An 18,671-nucleotide genomic window follows, 5' to 3' on the forward strand; every position below is an offset into this window, starting at 1 on the left:
CCACATCCCTACCTGTCTGTTTGCCGGCTGGCAGCTCGACGGCAGCATGGTCAGGCACTTGAACGGCGCGCTGCGCTGCGGAGTGAGATCGCGGGGGTGTTGGTGAATCAAGCATGGCCACCGTCGACCTTTCTCGGCCGGTTGCGGAGCGCGTCACGGGAAGAACTCCTGAGCCAGGGGACCCCGATCACGTATCCGACCCATCGCGCTCTGCTGCAACAGGGAGACGAGAGCCGTCACGTTCTATTGATCACGAGTGGTGTCGTGAAGGTTGTCGCCAGCGCTGAGAGCGGCTACGACATGCTGCTCGCCGTCCGGATAGCGGGTGACCTGGTCGGCGAGATGGCGGCTTTCGAGGAGCGCCCCAGGTCCGGCACTGTGATCGCGTGTAGTGACGTGACCGCGAGGATCATCCAGATGCGGACGCTGGAGGCGTTCCTCGGCCGCCACCCGGACGCCATGCGGGCCATCCTCCACATGCTGTGCGCCCGGCTGCGATGGGCCAACCGGCGCCGGGTCGACTTCCAGGCGTACGACTCGCTGACCCGACTGGCTCGGGTACTCGCCGAGTTGTGTCAGGCGTACGCACAGCCCGCACTGGGCAGCGATGGCAAGCGGTGCGACCTCGGCGTGACGCTGACGCAGAAAGAACTCGCCTCACTGGCCGGCCTGAAGCTCAACACGGCCGAAAAGAACCTGGCTGTGCTGACAGCTCATGGCTTGGTGGAGCGTCACTACCGAAACATAACCATCTGTGACGTTCCGAAGCTGCTCGAATTCGCCAAAGTCTTTGCTGACAACCCGTACTGATACGGGATCACCTCGCGCGTCCTCTCCTAGCCTCTCGGGCAGCACTTCGTGGGCAGTGTCTGCCCATCGCCTACCCAGAGAGGAAATGATCGGGTGGCTGCGTGGCCTGACTTCTATCCCTGCACCTGCATAGCCGTGGACGCACAGGCGTATGGGAGCAATAGCGACCGTAGGCAGTCGGAAATCCAGCACGACCTGCCGCGGCTCCTCGACCGTGCCGCCAGGAGCGCCGGCCTGGACCGCGAGCAGTGGCAGATCCAGCGCAAGGGCGACGAGCAACTGGCCGTGCGGCCCGTCGACGGCAAGGAACCGCGCCTGGTCGACGACTACGTCCGCCATCTCGTCGGGGAGTTGCGCGCCTACAACGCACAGCGCGTTCCCGAGGCCCGTATGCGACTGCGGGCCGTCATCCACCAGGGACTGGTGGAGCTGGCCGACAACGGCTTTGCCGGTACGGCCGTGGTGGCCACGGCACGCCTGCTGAACTCGGGTCCGCTCTACGGCGCCCTGGCCGCACACCCCGAGGCCGACCTGGCGCTGCTGCTGTCCGATGAGGTCTTCCGGTCCACCGTGGCGGGAGGTCACACGACCCTGTCCACCGGCGATTTCCGCCGCGTCACTGTGCAGGTGAAGGAGTTCGAGGCCACGGCCTGGCTGCGCGTGCCCGCGCTCGGTGCGCCGACCGGCGCCGCACACGAGCCCGGGGCCGCGGAGGAGGGGGCGTCCGCGGCCCCTGCGCCGGGGGAGCCTGCGGCGGACCGGACGGGACCGGCCGCCGCAGGCGGGGCCAGCAGCGGGGCGCGGATCAGCAACGAGTACCGGGCCGACAACGTCAACGTCACCAATGTCGCGGGCCCTGTGGACGCCAGGGGCGCTGTCTTCGGCTTCGGGAGTGTTGGTGGCTGACGATGCGCCCCCGGACGACATGGCGGTCGTCCCACCTGTATCCGCACCCGACGAGGACGTCCTGTCGCCCGCGCCGGAGGACACCGACGGGGCTCCGGAAGCAGGTGAGGAGTCCCAAGACCTGGGTGCTGGACCGGACGTGCCCTTCGAAGGGCGCAAGGAGCCGGACGAACGCGAGGAGGACGAACGGGGCTACGGCGAGCTGCGCCGCGTCCATCAACTCGTCAACAACAACTTCTACGGCGGCGTCGATGCCTCCGGGGCGGCGTTCGGCTTCGGCGCCGCGCCGTCCGTCGGTCTGGCACCTGGCACCATCGAGCCCGAGGAGGCGGACCGGGCCCTGCGGTTCTATTACCCGCCGCAGCCCTGCTTCGACGAGGCGCTGCGCAAACTGAGCACAGACGCCCTAGTGGTGCTGACCGGTGAGGACCACTGCGGCCGTGGCGCAAGCTCCCTCGCTCTGATCAGGAAGATCCTGGGCAAGGAGGCCAGGCTGCGCAGCCTGTCGCCCGCCAACGCCCTGGCCGAGCTTGCGGGGTCGCGTGACTTGAAGCCGGGGCAGGGGTACGTCCTCCTCGACTACGTCGGCGAGTTGCATGTCGAGTCCGTGCAGGCGTACGCGATCGGACGGCTGAGCGAGGAGCTCCGCCGCAAGGGGTCGTATCTGGTGATCACCGCGGGTGGTACGACCCGTCGGCGGCTGGCGCTGCGGGATCACTGTGTGCCGTGGCAGGCCCCGGACCCCGTGGAGCTGTTCGAGCGCTGCCGCGAGGAGCTGCCGCACCCCTCTCTGGAGCCCGACATCGAGAAGGAGCTGCTGGAGCGGGTCGGCGAACAGCGGCGGCCTACGGATGTCGTCACTGCGGCTGTGGCCCTGTCCAGGGAAGGAGCGCAGAAGGCGCTGGACAACCTGCGAGACACCCACCAGGAGCTGGTTCAGGAGCTGTTCCGCAAGCAGCCGTCCGCGGACGACCTGATTCCGCTCGCGGCCCTGGCCTTTCTCGAGGGCATCCCGGAGCGGACGTTCGAGAAGGAGTGCGCCGCCCTCACCACCCACATCCACAACTGGGAGCAGAGCGGCGAAACGCCGGTGGCGGAGCGGGGCGACGAGGCCGCGGGGGCCCTGCGACTGCGCGGTGCGGTCGACCAGCAGTCGCGGGCCCGGTGGAGGGAACGGGCGGTGGGGCTCGTGACGGCCGAGCGCCGGGCCGAGTCGGGTCGGAGCTCCGGGCGTAGCGAGCGCCGTCTGGTGTTCACCACGCCGCGCGTCCGTGAGTTCCTCATCAAGGAACTGCATGAGCTGTATGGCTACGAACTCTGGTACCCACTGCGCCAGTGGCTGGGCGAACTGGCCCTGCTGGGCGACCTGGCCACTCGTACGGAGGTGGCCCGTGGTGTCGCGCTCCTGGCCCGGCACGCGCTCGTCGAGGTCGACGAGAACATGTTGAAGGTGTGGTCCGACGGGCTCGCCAGCCAGCGGGTGACCGCCGCGCTGACGCTGCAGTTCATGTGTGACGACGAGCATCTCGCGCCGCAGGCCCTGAACATCGCGCTGAGCTGGACGGACAACAGTGGGCAGGGCCGTGCGGTGACGGCGGCCATGGCGCTCACGGGCCGCCTGGGGTCCCTCTACCGCCTGGACGCGCTCAAGTTGCTCTGGTTCCTGACGCAGCGTGGGGAGCGAATCGCCTTCGCGGCCCACCGCTCCATGGTCCTGCTGTTGCAGACCTCCGAACAGGACACGGAACGCGCTCTGATCATCCTGCGGTTCATGCGGACCGTGATCGCCAGGACGGCCCCGGGATCCCGAGAGCGGTCGATCGCGCTGCGCACCGCCGTTCAACTCCTTGAAGCGGTCCGGTTGGAGACTCCTGAAGCGCTCACCTCGGCACTCCTGCGCACCGTCCCAGACAGCGCCCGCCACTTCGGGTCCCTGTGGGCGGATGTCCTGCACAGCGGCAACCGCAGCCGGGCGGTCAGCGCGCTGTGCAGGACGCTGGTGCAGCTACGTGATGACCCATCCGTCACCGGCGCCGTACACGAACTCGGCGAGGCCATGCGCAACGCCATGAGCGGACGCCAGTGGGGCGCGCTGCGCCAGCACCTGTCCATTGCTTTGAAGCATCCCGACTACGCGCTCCCCGGCGCTGACCAACTGGCGCAGGTGCTCCTCGGATCACTCCGCGGACGACTGCTGACGGACCCGCAGGGCGCCACCTCGCCCCTCATGCCCACCCCTCACTTCACTCCGGCTCAAGGAGGCAGAAGCAAGTGAACTACCCGGTCATCGCCGAGCACATACTGGCTACCGTCCAAGGCACCTGGTGGTCTCGGCGTCGCCAGCGCGACGACGTGCCACAGCTACCGCCCGGCGCGGTCTACGTCTTCAGGGTCGGCGGCAACTACCGCACCTTCCCCGAGGGCATGGTGTTCGACTCGTCACACCCGGACGTGCTCGACGCCTCCTCGGTCAGCCTGGTCGACACCCGCGCGCGCCTGGTCGAGGTGGAACGCACACTCCCGTCGGTGAGCGAGGCGGACAACTTCACGGTGCGGGCGGCCTTCACCTGCCAGGTGACTGATCCGACCGTCATCGCCCGACAGGGCACCATCGACGTCACCGTCCCGTTGCGCGCTTACCTGATGGGAGACGGAGACCTGCCGCGGGCGAGCGCCGGGCACCGCGTGGAGGAGGTCAACGCGGTACGGACCGAGGTCAGTCATCGCATGACCGCGTACAGCGCCATCGTGCCGCCGCGGGTGGCCGGCATGAGCGTGGAGTTCGTCAGCGCCGAAGTGCACGCGTCGGACGACCTGCGCGACTGGGAGCAGACGCTGCGCGACGAGCGGCGCTCCTGGGAACTCCGTCGGGGACAGCGGGACTTCGAGACCCAGGACGCGCGCCGCATCGCCGAACTGCTCTCCCAAGGCTCCGACCACGTGGACGCCTTCGGCATCGCCAGGAAGGAGATCGACGTCACTGAGGCGGCGGCCCGTATCCATCGGAATGCCGAGGGGGAGTCGGCCCGCCGTCACGCAGCTGAGACGTCGAACCGCGCCCACGCCCAGGCGCGGGAGACGGCGGAGACGCAGATGCGCCGCGACATGCTGCTGACGCTGCTCCGGCAGATGGGCGGCAGCGAGTACGTCGACTATCACCAAGTACTGGAACAGGTCCTTCGGGAGACGGGCGGCGGCCAGGCCGCGTCCGGCCTCGGTGCCGCTGCTGACACTGCCCGCATGGTCGAGTCGGGACCGGCGCGCCCCCGTCACACGGAGGAGGGCCGCGGCGGCTCCCGTGACCCGCAGGGTGGCTTCGTCAGGGACGAGGACGATCTCATTGAGTGACGTCTCGACGAACCCTGTGATGGCCTCCGGTGCGGGGGAGGGCCAAGGCGCTGACGATGTTGTCGCGCATACTGCGCACGGTCGGTCAACAGCCCGCCCTACCGGTGACGGCCCCCTTGCCCGTACTGCCCACCGTCCCTTCGGCTTCGACGCCGCACGACGGCTGCGCACGCTGACCGGCGTCGACGAGGAGCTGCTTGACAGGGTCAGGTATGAGCGGAGCAAGTACACGGCCCTCGGCGGGGTGGTGCTCGGCACCTCCGTCATCGCGGCGTTCTCGATGTGGAACTTCGCGATCGAGGCGCTTGGCAGGGTCTCCCTCCTGGCCGTCGTCCCGACGGGCATCTGGATGCTCTTCGTGCTCAACCTCGACCGCTGGCTGGTCACTCCGCAACCCAACGCGCGGCGACGGGTCGGCCCCCTCCTCATGCGCCTGCTGATCGCCTTGATGCTCGGCGCGGTGATCGCTGAGCCCCTGGTGTTGCGCATCTTCCAGACTGCCATCGAGGAACGCGTCGCTGACGAACGTACTGATGAGATCGACCAGTTGCGCGCGAACCTGGTGCGCTGCAACCCCGTACCGTCCACGATGCGAGCCGTAACCCCGGAGGGCTGTGAGCGGACGTACGTCCTGTCCTTCAGTAAGACGCCCGGTGAACGCGCCGAGGAACTGGCCACCCTGCGCTCGGATGCAGCCGCTCTGCAGAAGCGAGTGGACCGGGACAGCACCAGGCTGGAATCCATCGACTCCGAGGTGCGCGGCGAGTGCCGTCGGCTGATCCGCATGGCCTCCACCGGCTTGTATCAGCGGACCTCCGAGTGCCTGCGCCTGCGTGAGAAGGCACGGGACTATCGGACGACCCACCGTACCGACGAGAACGAGCAACGGCTGGCCCGCATGAACAGCCGTATCTCAACGATCGAGACGAAGCAGACTGCCTCACGCGGCGCCTTTCTCAAGGCGCGGGCCGATGGTGTCGAGCGGCGTCTGGAAGAAGAGCATGCCAAGCAGAAGGAGATCGGGGTCCTGGAGCGGATGCGGGCGCTTGAGCAACTGGCCACCGGAAATCCGGTGTTGTTCGTGGGTATCTGGCTGGTCCGCCTGCTGTTCATCCTTCTCGACATACTCCCCGTGCTGGTGAAGTACCTGAGCGGCGAGTCCGCATACGACCGGATGCTCACCACCGCGAGCAACAGCGGGGTCAAGGTCCACGACGCCGAGGTTCGGCTCACCGAGTACCGGGTCATGGCGGACATCGAGATCGCCCAGGACGCCATCGAACAGGAGGTCCGGCGGCACCGCGCCGAGTCGGAGGCGGCGCTCCGGGAACACACGGCAGCGATGAACATCCGGGTGCGGCAGGCGGTGAACGCGCTGGAGGACGAGATCCGCCGCCAGTCGACGGTCTGACGCAGCTGCCTGCACCAGAACACAGCATCACGGCCGGCCCGCGCACCGGGGCGGTCGCCTGGCATCGACGCAACGGAGGGGGAGGCATGACCACACCCGGAGGCGACGGCGGTACGGTGCCGGATGCCGACACGACAGCCGACTGTGGCGCGGAACTCGCCAGGGTCCTGCTGGCCGAGGCTCGCGAGGAGGTCATGAAGGCTGACAGCAAGGCCGGCCTCATACTGGCGTCCCTGGGGGCGGCACTGGCCGCCATGCTCAGTGCGATCGCAGGCGGCGTGATCGCCCCACGCCAGTACGCCGTCGTTCCGCAGGTCCTTCTCTGGGCGGGCTGCGCCGCCTGTGTACCGGCACTCGTCCTGCTGGGTCTTGCCGTGACCCCGCGGATCGGGCGTCCCTACTGCTGCCGCACCCACTACTTCGGCGACGCGAGGCTCGCGACGACGGTCGTGCACTTGGAGCGGAGGATCCGCCGCACCGACCTCACGTCCCGGAACCTGAGCCAATTGGCGACCGTGTCCCAGATCGCCTGGACCAAATACCGCCGCATACGCCACGCACTGGTCTGGACCGCAGTCTTCTTCGCACTCTCGCTGTTGGGCATGGTGCTGGGGGCGTCGACCTAGAGGCACCACAGCTCCCTACAACCACTCAGGGGCCTGATCCGCAGTACGGATCAGTCCCCTGACCTGGTGTTTCAGCTGTCGGGGCGGCGGGACTTGAACCCACGACCTCTTCGTCCCGAAATGAGGTTCGGACAAGATCACTACCGGCCGAGATCGATATCTGTGCACGTCAGACTGTTGGTCTCGGTTGGTGTGGCGGGGTGTCGCAAGGGCTCTGGGAGAAGATCATCTCCCAGATTTCTCGGGCGGACTCGGCGGGGCAGTCCCCTCCAGTCCGTAGACACCTGGTCAGGGATGGCGCGGGCTGCCTGATCCACCGGGGAACGGCCTGTGGGGAGCCATCCGCTCACGCATCGCTCACGCATCGACCGTGGCCGATGATCCGAACTCCACTGCTCACTAGGCCGCTCCCGTGGGCTTCCCCGCGTCGACGGGCCAGCTACCTCTGGCTCTCTGGGCCAAAGAACGACCGAACGAGTTCGTTGAAGGCCAGGGCTCGCTCTTTGAGCGGAGTCGGCAGGTTGCCGAAGGCTTCCTCGTCGTCCGGATAGTTGGCATACAGGGCCGCGAGCGCAGCTTCGAGCGCGGCCTCGCGCTCTGGGGATGCCCAGCCGGTGCCCTCGGCGATGGATGCGCCGACGTCGTGCCAGACACCGGACCGGTCTTCCTCGGTGGTCTTGCCCGTAAGCCCTGCGAGGTGGGCCAGAGCGCTGGGCGTGACGAGGGCCCGCACCGCCTTCTCGTCCCGTACTTGCAGGTGGGAGCGGATCCGCTGCGGGTCAACGCGCTGGTCCTGGAGGTAGGCCGCAATGGTGCCGATGAGCAGATTCAGGTGCTCCAGGGCGTCGGTCAGGTGGTACAGCGTCATGCGCTGCCACTCGTAGAAGGGCAGCCCCGTGTAACGGTCGCGGTGGATCGCGTCGTTGAGATAGCGGCAGATGGCATCTGCGTGGAAACGGACGAGCCCTGACAGTTCGCCCGGCACGGGTCCATCACTGGCCGGTGCCCACACCGGCTGCTTCATGATGTCTTCGCGGTGAGCGACCCGCTCTTCGCGCAGGTCCTTTGCGACGCGACCAAGGCGGCGTAGCCGCGAGACGGTGGTGCCTCGGGTCGGCGTGCTGCGTGGTCGCCGATCAGGGAGACAGCGCACTCACCGCGTGCCGGTGGGTGGCCGCCCTCTATCGGGGGATGATCAGGTCAGTCAGCTGTCCGGGGGCGGGCACCTTTCCCCGGTTCAGGACGATCGCGGACCCGATGGCCAGCAACGGCAGCAGTGCGACGAGCGCGGCTTCGGGAAAGCCCGCGAAGGCAGCACCCGCCAGTAGCGCGACGACCGATACCCCGAAGGCGACAAATCGCAGGCTCTCCCGTGGGGCCACGCGGTCCTCGCCGAGCTGGGGGCCGTCCAAGAGTCGGCCCACATGCCCCTCGGCGTAGCGCTCGGCGATCGTCAGCAGCAGGACCATCAAGTCCTCCAGTGCCTGCTCGGGCTCTGCGCCTTGGTGGGCTTCGGCTTCCCGCAGGACTGCAACCACCCGCTCAGAATGCTCCCTGACGACCCGCTCGCAGTGACGGCGTGCCTTGCCCTTGCGCGACCGGTACGCCCGCCACACGATCCGCTCAGCCGCGGCGTCGACCACTTGGCTGTCACCGCCGCGTCGGCCACTTGCGCACAGGCTCCGGACCGGGCAAGGAATCCGGTCACTCCTGCCAATCGAGCTGATTCACTCCCTCAATGTCTCCCCGGGAGAGCTTGAGGAGGGTTTCGATGACCTCGTCCCAGGATTCGAGTGTGATGCGACGAGGAGTGACCGAGGAATCCTCGACGTTTTCCCACCACAGTGTCCGATCGGCGAAAACACTGAGACACCATTCCGACTCGTGCTGCAGCGACACGTCTGTGTGTTCGTCATCAGCCGCCGTTTCCAGGCTTTCGACGAGCTCTCGGATTTGCTCCTCATTGGGATCATCAATGTCCGACCCCATTACGTCGCGCATAAAATAGGACATCAATTCACCTTCTGCGTCGATAATTTGGAGGAGCTCCATTGGGTATCGCCCATTCAGCATACCCTCCGGAGTTTCCGGGATGGAGGACGTCCCACCAGGGGGATCCCGGAGTGTGCTGGTAGCGGGGCACAAGGCGGATAACTCCCTGACGGCCCCCGGCATTGGCGGCCGGCTCGTGTTGCCACGTGTGACCAAGCGGGTCCCTTCGGCCACCGGTGGAGCTCACACGGTCCGCGATCCCGGGAGAAAACTGGTCCAGGTAAGCGCCCAGTTCAGGATTCGCCTTGATCGCATCGTCAAGCGCGGTGTTCGCACGATTGAAGTGGACACCGCGCCCCCGTCCGAAGTCCGTCGGATCCAATTGCATTTCAAAAAGGGACGAATACCCCTTGGGGTCTATTTGCTGCCCGGTGACAGGGCAAGTGCCAGGAGCGAGCCCCAATATGTCAGTCCAGACATTTGGGTTCGCTGTGTACGTTCGGGGGTTGTCGGCGGGGGCGAGTCCGAGCGGGTCCTGGCTCAGGTATCTGGCGGTCTCCGGGTCGTAGTACCGGAAATAGTTGTAGTGGAGGCCGGATTCGGGGTCGTAGTACTGGCCCGGGAATCTCAGTGGCGTGTACGTAGTGCTCTGCGTGGACCACGCCGTGACGCCCCACAGCGTGCTGCGGGCGCGCCAGGCAATGTCCCCGTCCACGCCGAGCAGTTCGGTCGGTGTGCCGACGAGGTCGGTGACGATGGCGTAGAAGCGTGTGTCGATCTGGTCCTGCGGTGCGTCCGGGGCGACGCGGCGTTCGGTCTGCGCGACAGGGCGTGTGCCGTCGTGGTCCCACGTCACTGTGACGGAGGGCAAGTCGGCGGAGCTCGTGCTCTGTTCGCACAGGGTGGTGCCGTCCCAGGCGAAGTCAGTCTGTTCTGTGACGGACGCTCCGTCGGCGGCGAGGCGCTGTTTGGCGATGCGGCGTCCGAAGGGGTCGTAGAGGTAGCGCCATGTAGTCCTGTCTGGAGTCGTGACCGAGACGAGGCGGTTTTCGGCGTCCCAGGCGTAGCGCCAGGTGTCCGGCTTACGGGACAGGCGGGTCTTCTGGCGAAGGACGACGCGGCCTTGGGCGTCGTACTCATAGCGCACAGCGCCGGCGCGCGTGACCAGGGTGCCTTGGTACGTGCGGGTGCCCGTGGCCTCTTGCTCCGGGTGAGTGGAGGGCCAGGCCGCCTCCGTCTGGTTGCCCAGCTCGTCGTAGGCGTACCGTTCGCTCCACTCGTGGGCCTGGACGGCGGTGACGCGTCCGGCGCCGTCGACGTCGAAGTGGCGTGCGCCGTTCAGCCGGTCGTCGATGCGGCGCGGGCTGCCGTCGCTGCCGTACTCATAAGTGCGGTTCTGGACGGTCAGCCCACCTGGTGCGATGACCGACTGGTCGGTGAGGCGGCCCAGCTGGTCAAGGGTCTGCGTCAGCGTGGCAGTGTCATCCACGCGACGACCGACTACGCCGCCCGCCGTGTCGTAGTCGGTCGCGACCGCGTGTCCGGAGCCCGTGAGCAGAACTGTGGGGCGGCCCGCCCTGTCGTACGCCCACTCGCTTGAGACGCCGCTGGGTGTTGTGCGGCTCGTCCTGTGCCCGGCGGAGTTGTAGAGGTACCTGATGGTGTGATCGTTGACGGATTCGCTCCGCACGCGCCCTGCGGCATCGTGCTCCAGCTCGATGGCAGCGTCGGCGTTGGCCGCCCTGGCCAGGAGTCCCGTGTGGTCGTACTCGAAGGTGGTGACCGCTCCGTCGGCGTCCTTGCGAACGACTCGGCCGAGCGCGTCGTGCTCGAAGCGGGTGATCTGCCCCATGGCGTTGGTGCGGGACGTCAGGTGCCCCGCGGGACTGTAGGAGTATTCCGAGCCCCGGCCGTCAAAGTCTTTCTCGGACGCGAGTCGGCCCGCGGCATCGTAGGTGTAACTCCAGGAACGATTCTGCGGGTTGGTGACACTGACCAGCCGCAGGTCGGTGTCGTACGTGAACTCGTAGCGGGTGCCATCGGGGTCGGTGCGGGCCGCCACGAGGTCGAAGTGGGTGTATTCGAAGCGGGTGACGCCCCCGTCCGGGGTCGTGTGCGCGGTGCAGTTGCCCTCGCCGTCGTACTGCCAGAACTCCGAGGTCCCGTCCGGAGCCGTGCGGCGCACGAGCTTGCCCTCGACTGTCCACTCGAAGCGAGTGACGTTCCCCAGAGGGTCGGTGATGGCGCTGGTGCGGCCGAAGGCGTCTCGCTCGTAGTGGGTTACGGCCCCGAGCGGGTCGATCAGGTCACGAGGGAGCCCCACGCGGTCGCAGCGCAGGTGAGTGGTGTTGCCCAGCGGGTCGGTGACGGACTTCCGGTGTCCTGCCCCGTTGTACGCGAACTGCGTGGTGGCTCCGGTCGGGTCCGCCATGGCTGTGAGGTTGCCGCGGGCGTCGTACTCCTGGTGCCAGGCTGCACCGTCCGGCCCGGTCAGTGAGGTGGGCAGGCCGAGTTCGTTGTACGCGGACCGGGTTTCGCTGCCGTCCGGGCGGACGACGGATGTCACCTGCCCGTGCTCGTCGTACTCGTAGCGTGTGGTGTGCCCTTGGGAGTCTGTGACAGCGACGAGCTGGTGGTGGGCGTTCCATTCCTGCTGCCGCGTGTGTCCGAGCGGATCGGTCTCGCGGACGAGGCGGTGGGCCTCATCATGCTCGTAACGGGTCGTCTGGCCGCGCGAGCCGGTGACTGTCGTCGTACGGGTGGCGTCGTCGTAGGTCAGGGTGCCTGCGAGGAATCCGCCGCTGCCGTCGGTGCGCACGACGCGGCCGCGGTCGTCGTAGAAGTACTGGTAGGCCGATTCGTTGCGGTCGGTCCATGAGGCGATCCGGTCCGCCTCGTCGTACGTGAATCGGGTCGGCAGGCCGGAGGAGTTGGTGACCTCCGTGAGGTTGCCGTCGTCGCCGTAGCCGAACGACACGAGCGTCGTCCCGCGGCCGCCGGGGTGTTCCGGGTCGAGCAGACGAAGGGCGGAGATCCGCGGCAGGGTGGGGTGCTGATCCAGGGCTATTCGATATCCGCCGGAGTGAGCGAGCCCGGTAGGGGTGCCGTCGTCGGCGTACTGAACGGTGATGCGCTGTCCGTTGTTGTCCACGATCGCCTGCAAAGGCAGATCCACAGCCTCACCGTCATCGGTGGGCTGCGGCGTGTGGAACACGTACGCGAGGCCCGAAGCGGGGTCACTCACCCGGAGCGCACCGTCGGTCTCTGTGTCCCAGCTCAGCGGCAAGGACTTGACCGGACCGGCATAGACGGGGCCCTCGGCCTCGGCATCGAGGAGCGGGTACGTCAGCCGGGCGCCGTCCGCCGTGGCGTACGTGATGCCTTCGTCGCTCGCCTGTAGACGCTGGTCAAGAGTGGAGGCCCAGGAGGGGCCGAACCAGCCTCCCCAGCGGTAGGAGGAGAGGTGAGTACGCTCCAGGATCAAGGGGAGAGCACCGGGGAGTTGGACATCGGTCTGCGCCAGGAACATGTCTCCGGTGGCCACGTCGATCGGGTCGACCTTGAGTTCTTTCTCCGCCGCGCGAATTCCAGCCTTGAGCTGCTCAGCCTCACCAGGTTTCAATTTGAGCCTGGTGACGTCGGATCCGCCGATCCCCAACGACCTGCTCAGTTTGGCCAGTTCACTGGGTTTGAGCTTCTTCAGGCCCTTGCCGAGAGCCTTGCCCAGCATTCCGCCGCCGACGCCCACAACCGCGCCTTCCGCCAAGAGCCCGGCCAGCTTGCCCGGATCCTTGAACGCACCAGGGTCTTGCAGGGCGGCGTCGAAGGCGGAAAACTTCATTCCCTCGCCCGCGAGTTTCCCGGCCTTGGCGATCGTCTTGATCTCGCCGAGTGCCTTCAGGGCCCGTTCCAGGCCGCGGATGGCTTCCATGACGGTGCGGATGACCGAGGCCATGCGGGTCCCGGACTTCTCGATCCGGGCGATCAGCGCCACGACCTTCGCGGCCCGCGCACCGGCCGCCAGGTTTCCGGCGATCACGGACAGGCCACCGGTCAGCACGGACAGGCCCAGGCTCGCGATCTCGAACTCGGCGATCTCCGCGAGGATCACGCCGATCTCCGTAAGAAGCTCGTGGGCTTCGTCGGCGAAGTCGTCCAGGGCCTTGGCGCCCTTGCGCAGCGACTCGGCCATGTCGGTGGCCTGCGTGCGGGAGGCCTTGGCCCGCTTGTGGAGGGCCTTGGCGGCCTCGCCCTTCCACTCCAGGTCCTTGAGTGCCGTCTCGGCGGCGTGCGCGGCGGCGTCAAGCCCCTTGGCCAGGGCCCGCCACTGCTTGGCCATCTCGCGGATGCCGTCGGGATCGACGGCGGGGTCGGTGATGCCCAGGAACTCCAGATTGCCGGCGAGGGTGTCGCCGAAGGCGTGGTTGGCCTTGTTGATCCAGTGCAGGGGGTTGAGGTCGATGCCCACGTGCGGGTCAGCTCTTCTTGGCGCGGGCCGCGGCGCTCAGCAGGATGTCCAGGAGGTCGAAGGCGTCGGAGACGTCGCCCATGAACTTGGCCTCGGCTTCCCACTCCTTGTGCAGGCTCCCCGTGAGCTTGGCGATGGTGTCCATGCCGTCCTGGATGTCGTCCTTGGCGCCCATCAGCGAGCCAAGGACCCCGAACGCAGACATGTCGTGCGAGGCCGCCTTGAAGTCGTGCAGCGGCTTACGGGTGTGGTCATCCACCTTGCCCAGCGCGGTAGCCGCCTTGTTCAGCGACTCCGCATCCTTCCTCAGGTCCGACATGCTGCCCTGCCCCCGTTGGTTGAGATGGTTGTGCGTGCGGTGTGACTACCAGCCGACGGACCCATGCCCCGGTCAGCGGTTGATGGACTGGATCTCCTGCACGACGACTTCCTGTTCAGTGCCGAACACGCCATCAGGAAGCTTTTGTTCGCCCGCGATCCCGGTTCCTGTCCAATGGATCTTCCAGGTGACGGTGGCCTTGAGCTGATACGCGTCGTCGCCGGACGCCCGCAAGTACGTCACGCCGCACGGAGGGCTGTGGCCGCTGTTGCCCTTGCTGTACGGCACACCGATGCGGCCGCCCTGAATCGGGCACTGTCCGGAGGCCGGGTGTAGTTCAGCATCTGGCGTCCCTGGTTCGATCTTGAGTGCAGCGGGCTCGGCCGTGCTGGTTGCTTCGATCCCGAGCCCGGGAACGGAGGCGGTGACTGACACCGGCTTGAACTCTGCCTTCTCCAGCCACGCCCACGTCGGCAGATTCACCGTCGACTTGTTCTGCGGCTTCAACTCGACCTTCGTACCGGGAACACGAATCTCGGAGTAGGCGAGCTGCGCGAGGATTTCCGGGGTGACGGCCTGCGGAGCGTCAGCGGGAGGCGGGTCCCCCTTGTCGACCCAGAAGGGAATCTTGTCGCAGTCCTGCGCCGCGGGGTCAGCCTCTCGCCCCTCGGTCACGAAGGCACCCCACCAATTCCCCTTGCCGGCTTTGTCCTTGTTGAAGTCCTTGTCGGAGTCGCCGCCCTTGTCGACGTACTGGCCCTGCGTCTCCTTGTCCCACTCTTCGGTGGTCGATGTGCCCATCCACTGGTACCGCATGTACCCCTCAAGTGACTTCGGGGTGTACTTGGGAGCGTAATAGCAGGCAGGGGGAGTCCACGTTGCGGAAGACGAAGTGACGGGACCGGCGGAGCTGCCCTTTCCATTCTTCGAGAAGTCGTAGACGATCCCCTTGGCCGACGCCGAGAGGGCGGGACCGCTGGCATCGCCGGAGACACTGGCGTCGCTTCCCGGCCCGCCACCGAATGAGCCGCCTCCTCCGGGAGGTTTCTGGTCCGCGACGGCGGCAGGCGCCGCGCACAGCCAGGCCGCTCCCACTACCGCCGCGATCGCGGCGGTACGGAGGAGCCGACTCACGGCTGGCAGCCCGTCGCGCCGCGGGTGGATGCCATCTTCATGAGTTCCCAGACCCCCTGCTTGTTCTTCCTGAGCTGAGCGCTGTAGGCGACGTAGCTGTCCTTCGTCACCTTCGTCCGCTTGATCTCGTCCGTCTTGACGTCTCTGCTGAAGCCCTTGCTCTCATCGGCGCAGTATCCGATCGCCGCGCTGTCCTTGGACTTGACCTTCACGCTCCGGTCGAAATAGCGCACCGTCCCGGTGACGGTCCAGCCCGCATCCTTGAACGACTTCGCCCAGTCCTGGGCGGCCACAGCACCCTCGCCCTCGGTGTAGAACTCCAGGGCGGGCAGCTGAGGATCGCCAGCCACGATGGCCATGTTGAGCGCACGAATCATGTCCGCGTTGTCCCGCAGGATCGCGTCCTTGACGGAATCCCCCGCCCGTTCTGGAGTGAAGGTGAGCTTCACGTCAGAGGGCAGCTTGATCTCCGGCCGGTCGGCCCCGTCCGCTGGCGCGGATGACGACGGCGATGCCGACTTCCCGCTGCCCGCGTCAGCGCCGGCGATCTTGTCGTTGTCCTTGCTGTCGTCCGATCCGCCGCAGGCGGTCAGCAGCAGGGCGGCGGAGGCCGTGAGCGCGGCCACCACGCGCCGGGTCGAGCGAGTCACTGTTGTCTCCGGTGAGGTGAGGGTTTACACGAGTGAAGTAACGCTATCCGTGGCCGCCTGGTGACGATGAGAGCGGGTCGGGCTCTGGCTGAGACGTACCGGGCATACCTGTTGCTGGCGGCTGCTTTCGCCTACGAATGGCTTCGTTGCCCGGCTGAGAAACGGCCTGATCCGAACGAAGCGGCCCAGCTAGGAGTTCGACGGCGGCTCGGGCACCGAGTCTGGGGCTGCGATGAGCGCACGGGCAGTCGAGTTCGACCTGGGGAGCAGGGTAGGCAGGCGGCACTGGCCGTCGTTTCAGGACGGCTCTGCATACTTGTGCGTCCCGGCCTGAGTGCTCCGCAGGTCGCAGTCGCCATCCGGTCGCTGCTGGCGCTCTGGCCGGAGCCGAACGGGCAAGGCGTAAGGGTGGAGGGAGTGGATGACCTGCCAGCTTCGATGCCGACAGAGGCGCCGGAGGTGACGGCAGACGTCTTGGACCTCTACGGGGACGGCAACTGAGCGCCGAAGGAGGGCTGGCGGTGCGATGAGGAGGTCCTCGCGGAGTTGAAAGAGGTCGGAGTCCTTCATCTCAAGGGCGTCGTGGAGGACATCCCGAAGACATGTACCCGTTGCCTGAACGCCTCGGTGCCGTCGTGGCAGCCGGCTACGACGACGAGGGGATGGCGCATCCGCTGGTGTTCCTCCGCGGCGACCTGCCCACCGGGCTACAGGCCGACCTCCTCGGTTTCTGCCTCGCCTCGGTTGCCGGGGCTGAGTACGAGAAGTGGGAGCCGGACGAGAACGGCCTGACCTTCGTAGGTACCGAGGCAGGGCCGGTGCGCGGCCCTGGAGCCGCGCTTCTGGGTGCACTGACGGTCCAGCGTATGGAGCGGAGCCCGGGGGATTGCGCGTTCACGCTCCTCGACCCGCCGGAGGGGCCCGCCCCCGTGTCGGAGATGGCTGCTTGATTACCGGGAGATTTGGGAGCCGGATCTGGTGACTGGCTCTCAAATGGCTCCCAAGACGATCCCAGAAACCACTCAGGGGCCCGACCCGCTAAGCGGATCAGGCCCCTGACCTGGTGTTTCAGCTGTCGGGGTGGCGGGATTTGAACCCACGACCTCTTCGTCCCGAACGAAGCGCGCTGCCAAGCTGCGCTACACCCCGATGTCGTTGCTCCACCTGCCCGCATTGCTGCTGGCCGTGGCGACATCGATTACTTTAGCGGACCAATGCCCGGAGACGAAATCCGGTTTTCGGGCCCCTGGGGGGAGGAGCGGGCCGGATGCGGTCCAGGCCCACCAGGAGCGCGGCGAGGGCGTAGAAGGCCAGCCCGAAGAAGACAGCGTTGGCCAGGACTCCGGGGTAGCCGTGGGCGTCCACGTCCAGGAACGGATACGTGTAGCGGGCCGTCGAGCCGGAGGCCATGAGCGCGCCTCGGAGCAGGGCGAAGCCCAGGTAGGCCAAGGGGTAGAGCATCCAGCGCGCGGCATGGCGCAGCTGAAGGGTGCCGGGGGTCGTCAGCAGGAGCCAGTTCAGGACCGCGCCGATCGGGGTCACCGTATGCAGCAGGTCGTTCGAGAGGGTGCGCCAGCCGGACACCGCCGTCGCGGCGTCCCCCGTCATGGAGAAGCTGCTCGCGTCATTCGCCAGGATGAGGTGATAGACGAGGCCCGTGATCGAGATGAAGAGGAGCGTGCCGCCCGTCACCACCGGCGGCAGCGGGCGCCGGCCCTGCCACGCCTGGCGCGCCGAGAGCGTGAAGACCACCGCCACCAGCACATTGCTCTGGATCGTGAAGTAGCTCAGCACCCGCAACGGGCTGCCTACGTAGAGGTCGATCGCGATGCCGGTGATCGCCGCCAGCGCGACCAGCGCCCGGAACACCCCGGCCACGGGGCGTCGTACCGGAGGCACGACCGCCTCCGTGGGGGCGTACCAGGGCATCGGCGCGATCATGACTCCACGCTAAGCACCCTCCCGCCCGGCCGCGCGCGGTCAGCGTCCGCCCGGGCGGCCGACGGGAGGGAAGCGGGTCAGGACCCGCTGGCGGAGCGCTCCGTCAGCGTCAGGAGCGTCACCTCGGGCAGACACGCGAAGCGCATCGGCGTGTAGCGGTTCGCGCCGCAGCCCGCCGAGACGTGCATGAACGACGTCCGGCCCTCCGCCTCGTGCCGCGAGAGGCCCTTCACCCGCTGCCTGTCCAGGTCGCAGTTGGTGACCAGCGCCCCGTAGAAGGGGATGCACAGCTGACCGCCGTGCGTGTGGCCCGCGAGGATCAAGGGGTAGCCGTCGGCCGTGAAGGCGTCGAGGCTGCGCAGGTACGGGGCGTGCACGATGCCCATCGAGAAGTCGGCGCCCGTATCGGGGCCGCCCGCCACGTGCTCGTACCGGTCGCGCTTGATGTGCGGGTCGTCGATTCCCGTCAGGCCGATCTCGTAGCCCTCGATCTTCAGCGCGCCCCGCGTGTTCGTCAGGTTCACCCAGCCCCCGGCGTCGAACCCGTCGCGCAGGTCCTCCCAGGGGTTGTGGATCACGCCGACGACGGGTGCGTTGCCGTTCAGGCCGTGCCTGCCCTGCGACTTCTCGACGAGGTAGCGGGCGGGGTTGCGGGGCTTGGGCCCGTAGTAGTCGTTCGAGCCGAAGACGTACGCCCCGGGGAACTGCATCAGCGGGCCGAGCGCGTCCAGCGTCTCCGGCACGCCCTCCGGGTCGGAGAGGTTGTCCCCGGTGTTGATCACGAAGTCGGGGCGCAGGCCCGCCAGGGACCGCAGCCAGCGCTGCTTCCTGCGCTGCCCGGACACCATGTGGATGTCCGACACCTGGAGGACCCGGAGCGGTCGCATCCCCGGCGGCAGCACGGGCACCGTGACCCGTCGCACTCTGAAGGAGCGGGGTTCGATGCCCACCGAGTAGACAAGACCGGCGGCGGCCGTCGCCGTGATTCCCAGGGGTACTGCGTATCGCGCGCGCATCCACCCATGGTGTCAGACCTGAAGGGCCGGTAAATCTGCGGGCGTCGGGG

Annotated in this window: 16 protein-coding genes and 1 tRNA gene; 7 read left to right on the plus strand and 10 right to left on the minus strand. The window is 67.4% G+C overall.

Going from position 1 to position 18,671, the window contains the following annotated elements:
* Positions 1-102: 102 nt before the first annotated feature.
* From AB0E78_RS07325 to AB0E78_RS07350, 6 genes are all read left to right on the plus strand, one after another.
* On the plus strand, positions 103-810 hold the full coding sequence (locus AB0E78_RS07325; protein ID WP_361829226.1) for a Crp/Fnr family transcriptional regulator: 708 nt from the start codon (positions 103-105) through the stop codon (positions 808-810).
* Between the two features lie 93 nt (positions 811-903).
* The gene (locus AB0E78_RS07330; RefSeq protein ID WP_361829228.1) at positions 904-1,716 is read left to right on the plus strand and encodes a hypothetical protein; all 813 of its coding nucleotides are present in this window, start codon (positions 904-906) and stop codon (positions 1,714-1,716) included.
* Entirely contained in the window at positions 1,709-3,991 is a 2,283-nt protein-coding gene (locus AB0E78_RS07335) for a hypothetical protein (RefSeq protein WP_361829230.1), read from the plus strand. Before AB0E78_RS07330 ends, AB0E78_RS07335 begins: the two co-directional genes overlap by 8 nt.
* Positions 3,988-5,064 (plus strand): hypothetical protein, encoded by a 1,077-nt coding sequence (locus tag AB0E78_RS07340; RefSeq protein ID WP_361829232.1) that lies wholly within the window; start codon positions 3,988-3,990, stop codon positions 5,062-5,064. The genes AB0E78_RS07335 and AB0E78_RS07340 overlap by 4 nt, the downstream gene beginning before the upstream one ends.
* Complete coding sequence (locus AB0E78_RS07345) at positions 5,057-6,475, plus strand: DUF4407 domain-containing protein (RefSeq protein ID WP_361829233.1); 1,419 nt, start codon at positions 5,057-5,059, stop codon at positions 6,473-6,475. The genes AB0E78_RS07340 and AB0E78_RS07345 overlap by 8 nt, the downstream gene beginning before the upstream one ends.
* An 86-nt stretch (positions 6,476-6,561) precedes the next feature.
* Entirely contained in the window at positions 6,562-7,101 is a 540-nt protein-coding gene (locus AB0E78_RS07350; protein ID WP_361829234.1) for a Pycsar system effector family protein, read from the plus strand.
* A 439-nt stretch (positions 7,102-7,540) separates the two neighbouring features.
* On the opposite strand, the gene AB0E78_RS07355 is transcribed toward AB0E78_RS07350, so the two are convergent.
* The 7 genes from AB0E78_RS07355 to AB0E78_RS07385 all read right to left on the minus strand — a co-directional run bounded on the left by AB0E78_RS07355 (position 7,541) and on the right by AB0E78_RS07385 (position 15,664).
* Positions 7,541-8,125, minus strand: coding sequence for a hypothetical protein (locus tag AB0E78_RS07355; protein WP_361829235.1), 585 nt, complete (start codon positions 8,123-8,125; stop codon positions 7,541-7,543).
* A gap of 157 nt (positions 8,126-8,282) precedes the next feature.
* Positions 8,283-8,744, minus strand: coding sequence for a hypothetical protein (locus AB0E78_RS07360; RefSeq protein WP_361829237.1), 462 nt, complete (start codon positions 8,742-8,744; stop codon positions 8,283-8,285).
* A gap of 61 nt (positions 8,745-8,805) precedes the next feature.
* Positions 8,806-9,114 (minus strand): hypothetical protein, encoded by a 309-nt coding sequence (locus AB0E78_RS07365; protein ID WP_361829238.1) that lies wholly within the window; start codon positions 9,112-9,114, stop codon positions 8,806-8,808.
* A 4-nt stretch (positions 9,115-9,118) separates the two neighbouring features.
* Positions 9,119-13,561 (minus strand): DUF6531 domain-containing protein, encoded by a 4,443-nt coding sequence (locus AB0E78_RS07370; RefSeq protein ID WP_361829239.1) that lies wholly within the window; start codon positions 13,559-13,561, stop codon positions 9,119-9,121.
* 7 nt (positions 13,562-13,568) lie between these two features.
* Positions 13,569-13,880, minus strand: a complete 312-nt coding sequence (locus AB0E78_RS07375) for a hypothetical protein (RefSeq protein ID WP_361829240.1) — start codon at positions 13,878-13,880, stop codon at positions 13,569-13,571.
* Between the two features lie 72 nt (positions 13,881-13,952).
* Positions 13,953-14,825, minus strand: coding sequence for a hypothetical protein (locus AB0E78_RS07380; RefSeq protein WP_361829542.1), 873 nt, complete (start codon positions 14,823-14,825; stop codon positions 13,953-13,955).
* Positions 14,826-15,010: 185 nt separating this feature from the next.
* Positions 15,011-15,664, minus strand: a complete 654-nt coding sequence (locus tag AB0E78_RS07385; RefSeq protein WP_361829242.1) for a hypothetical protein — start codon at positions 15,662-15,664, stop codon at positions 15,011-15,013.
* A gap of 602 nt (positions 15,665-16,266) precedes the next feature.
* Between AB0E78_RS07385 and AB0E78_RS07390 the strand changes: the two genes are divergently transcribed.
* Entirely contained in the window at positions 16,267-16,614 is a 348-nt protein-coding gene (locus AB0E78_RS07390) for a hypothetical protein (protein ID WP_361829244.1), read from the plus strand.
* A 125-nt stretch (positions 16,615-16,739) separates the two neighbouring features.
* Here the strand turns inward: AB0E78_RS07390 and AB0E78_RS07395 are convergent.
* From AB0E78_RS07395 to AB0E78_RS07405, 3 genes are all read right to left on the minus strand, one after another.
* Positions 16,740-16,813, minus strand: a tRNA-Pro gene (locus AB0E78_RS07395).
* Positions 16,814-16,867: 54 nt separating this feature from the next.
* Complete coding sequence (locus AB0E78_RS07400; protein WP_361829246.1) at positions 16,868-17,605, minus strand: Pr6Pr family membrane protein; 738 nt, start codon at positions 17,603-17,605, stop codon at positions 16,868-16,870.
* A 77-nt stretch (positions 17,606-17,682) separates the two neighbouring features.
* Positions 17,683-18,621 (minus strand): metallophosphoesterase, encoded by a 939-nt coding sequence (locus AB0E78_RS07405; RefSeq protein WP_361829248.1) that lies wholly within the window; start codon positions 18,619-18,621, stop codon positions 17,683-17,685.
* Positions 18,622-18,671: the final 50 nt, after the last annotated feature.

This window comes from Streptomyces sp. NPDC032198, from assembly GCF_040636975.1.
In the GTDB taxonomy this organism is placed as follows: Bacteria; Actinomycetota; Actinomycetes; order Streptomycetales; family Streptomycetaceae; genus Streptomyces.

Coding starts and splice junctions, on each gene's coding strand:
- AB0E78_RS07350 (WP_361829234.1), top strand. CDS start 6,562: ATGACCACACCCGGAGGCGACGGCGGTACGGTGCCGGATGCCGACACG.
- AB0E78_RS07355 (WP_361829235.1), bottom strand. CDS start 8,125: ATGAAGCAGCCGGTGTGGGCACCGGCCAGTGATGGACCCGTGCCGGGC.
- AB0E78_RS07365 (WP_361829238.1), bottom strand. CDS start 9,114: ATGTCCTATTTTATGCGCGACGTAATGGGGTCGGACATTGATGATCCC.
- AB0E78_RS07375 (WP_361829240.1), bottom strand. CDS start 13,880: ATGTCGGACCTGAGGAAGGATGCGGAGTCGCTGAACAAGGCGGCTACC.
- AB0E78_RS07390 (WP_361829244.1), top strand. CDS start 16,267: ATGTACCCGTTGCCTGAACGCCTCGGTGCCGTCGTGGCAGCCGGCTAC.
- AB0E78_RS07400 (WP_361829246.1), bottom strand. CDS start 17,605: ATGATCGCGCCGATGCCCTGGTACGCCCCCACGGAGGCGGTCGTGCCT.
- AB0E78_RS07405 (WP_361829248.1), bottom strand. CDS start 18,621: ATGCGCGCGCGATACGCAGTACCCCTGGGAATCACGGCGACGGCCGCC.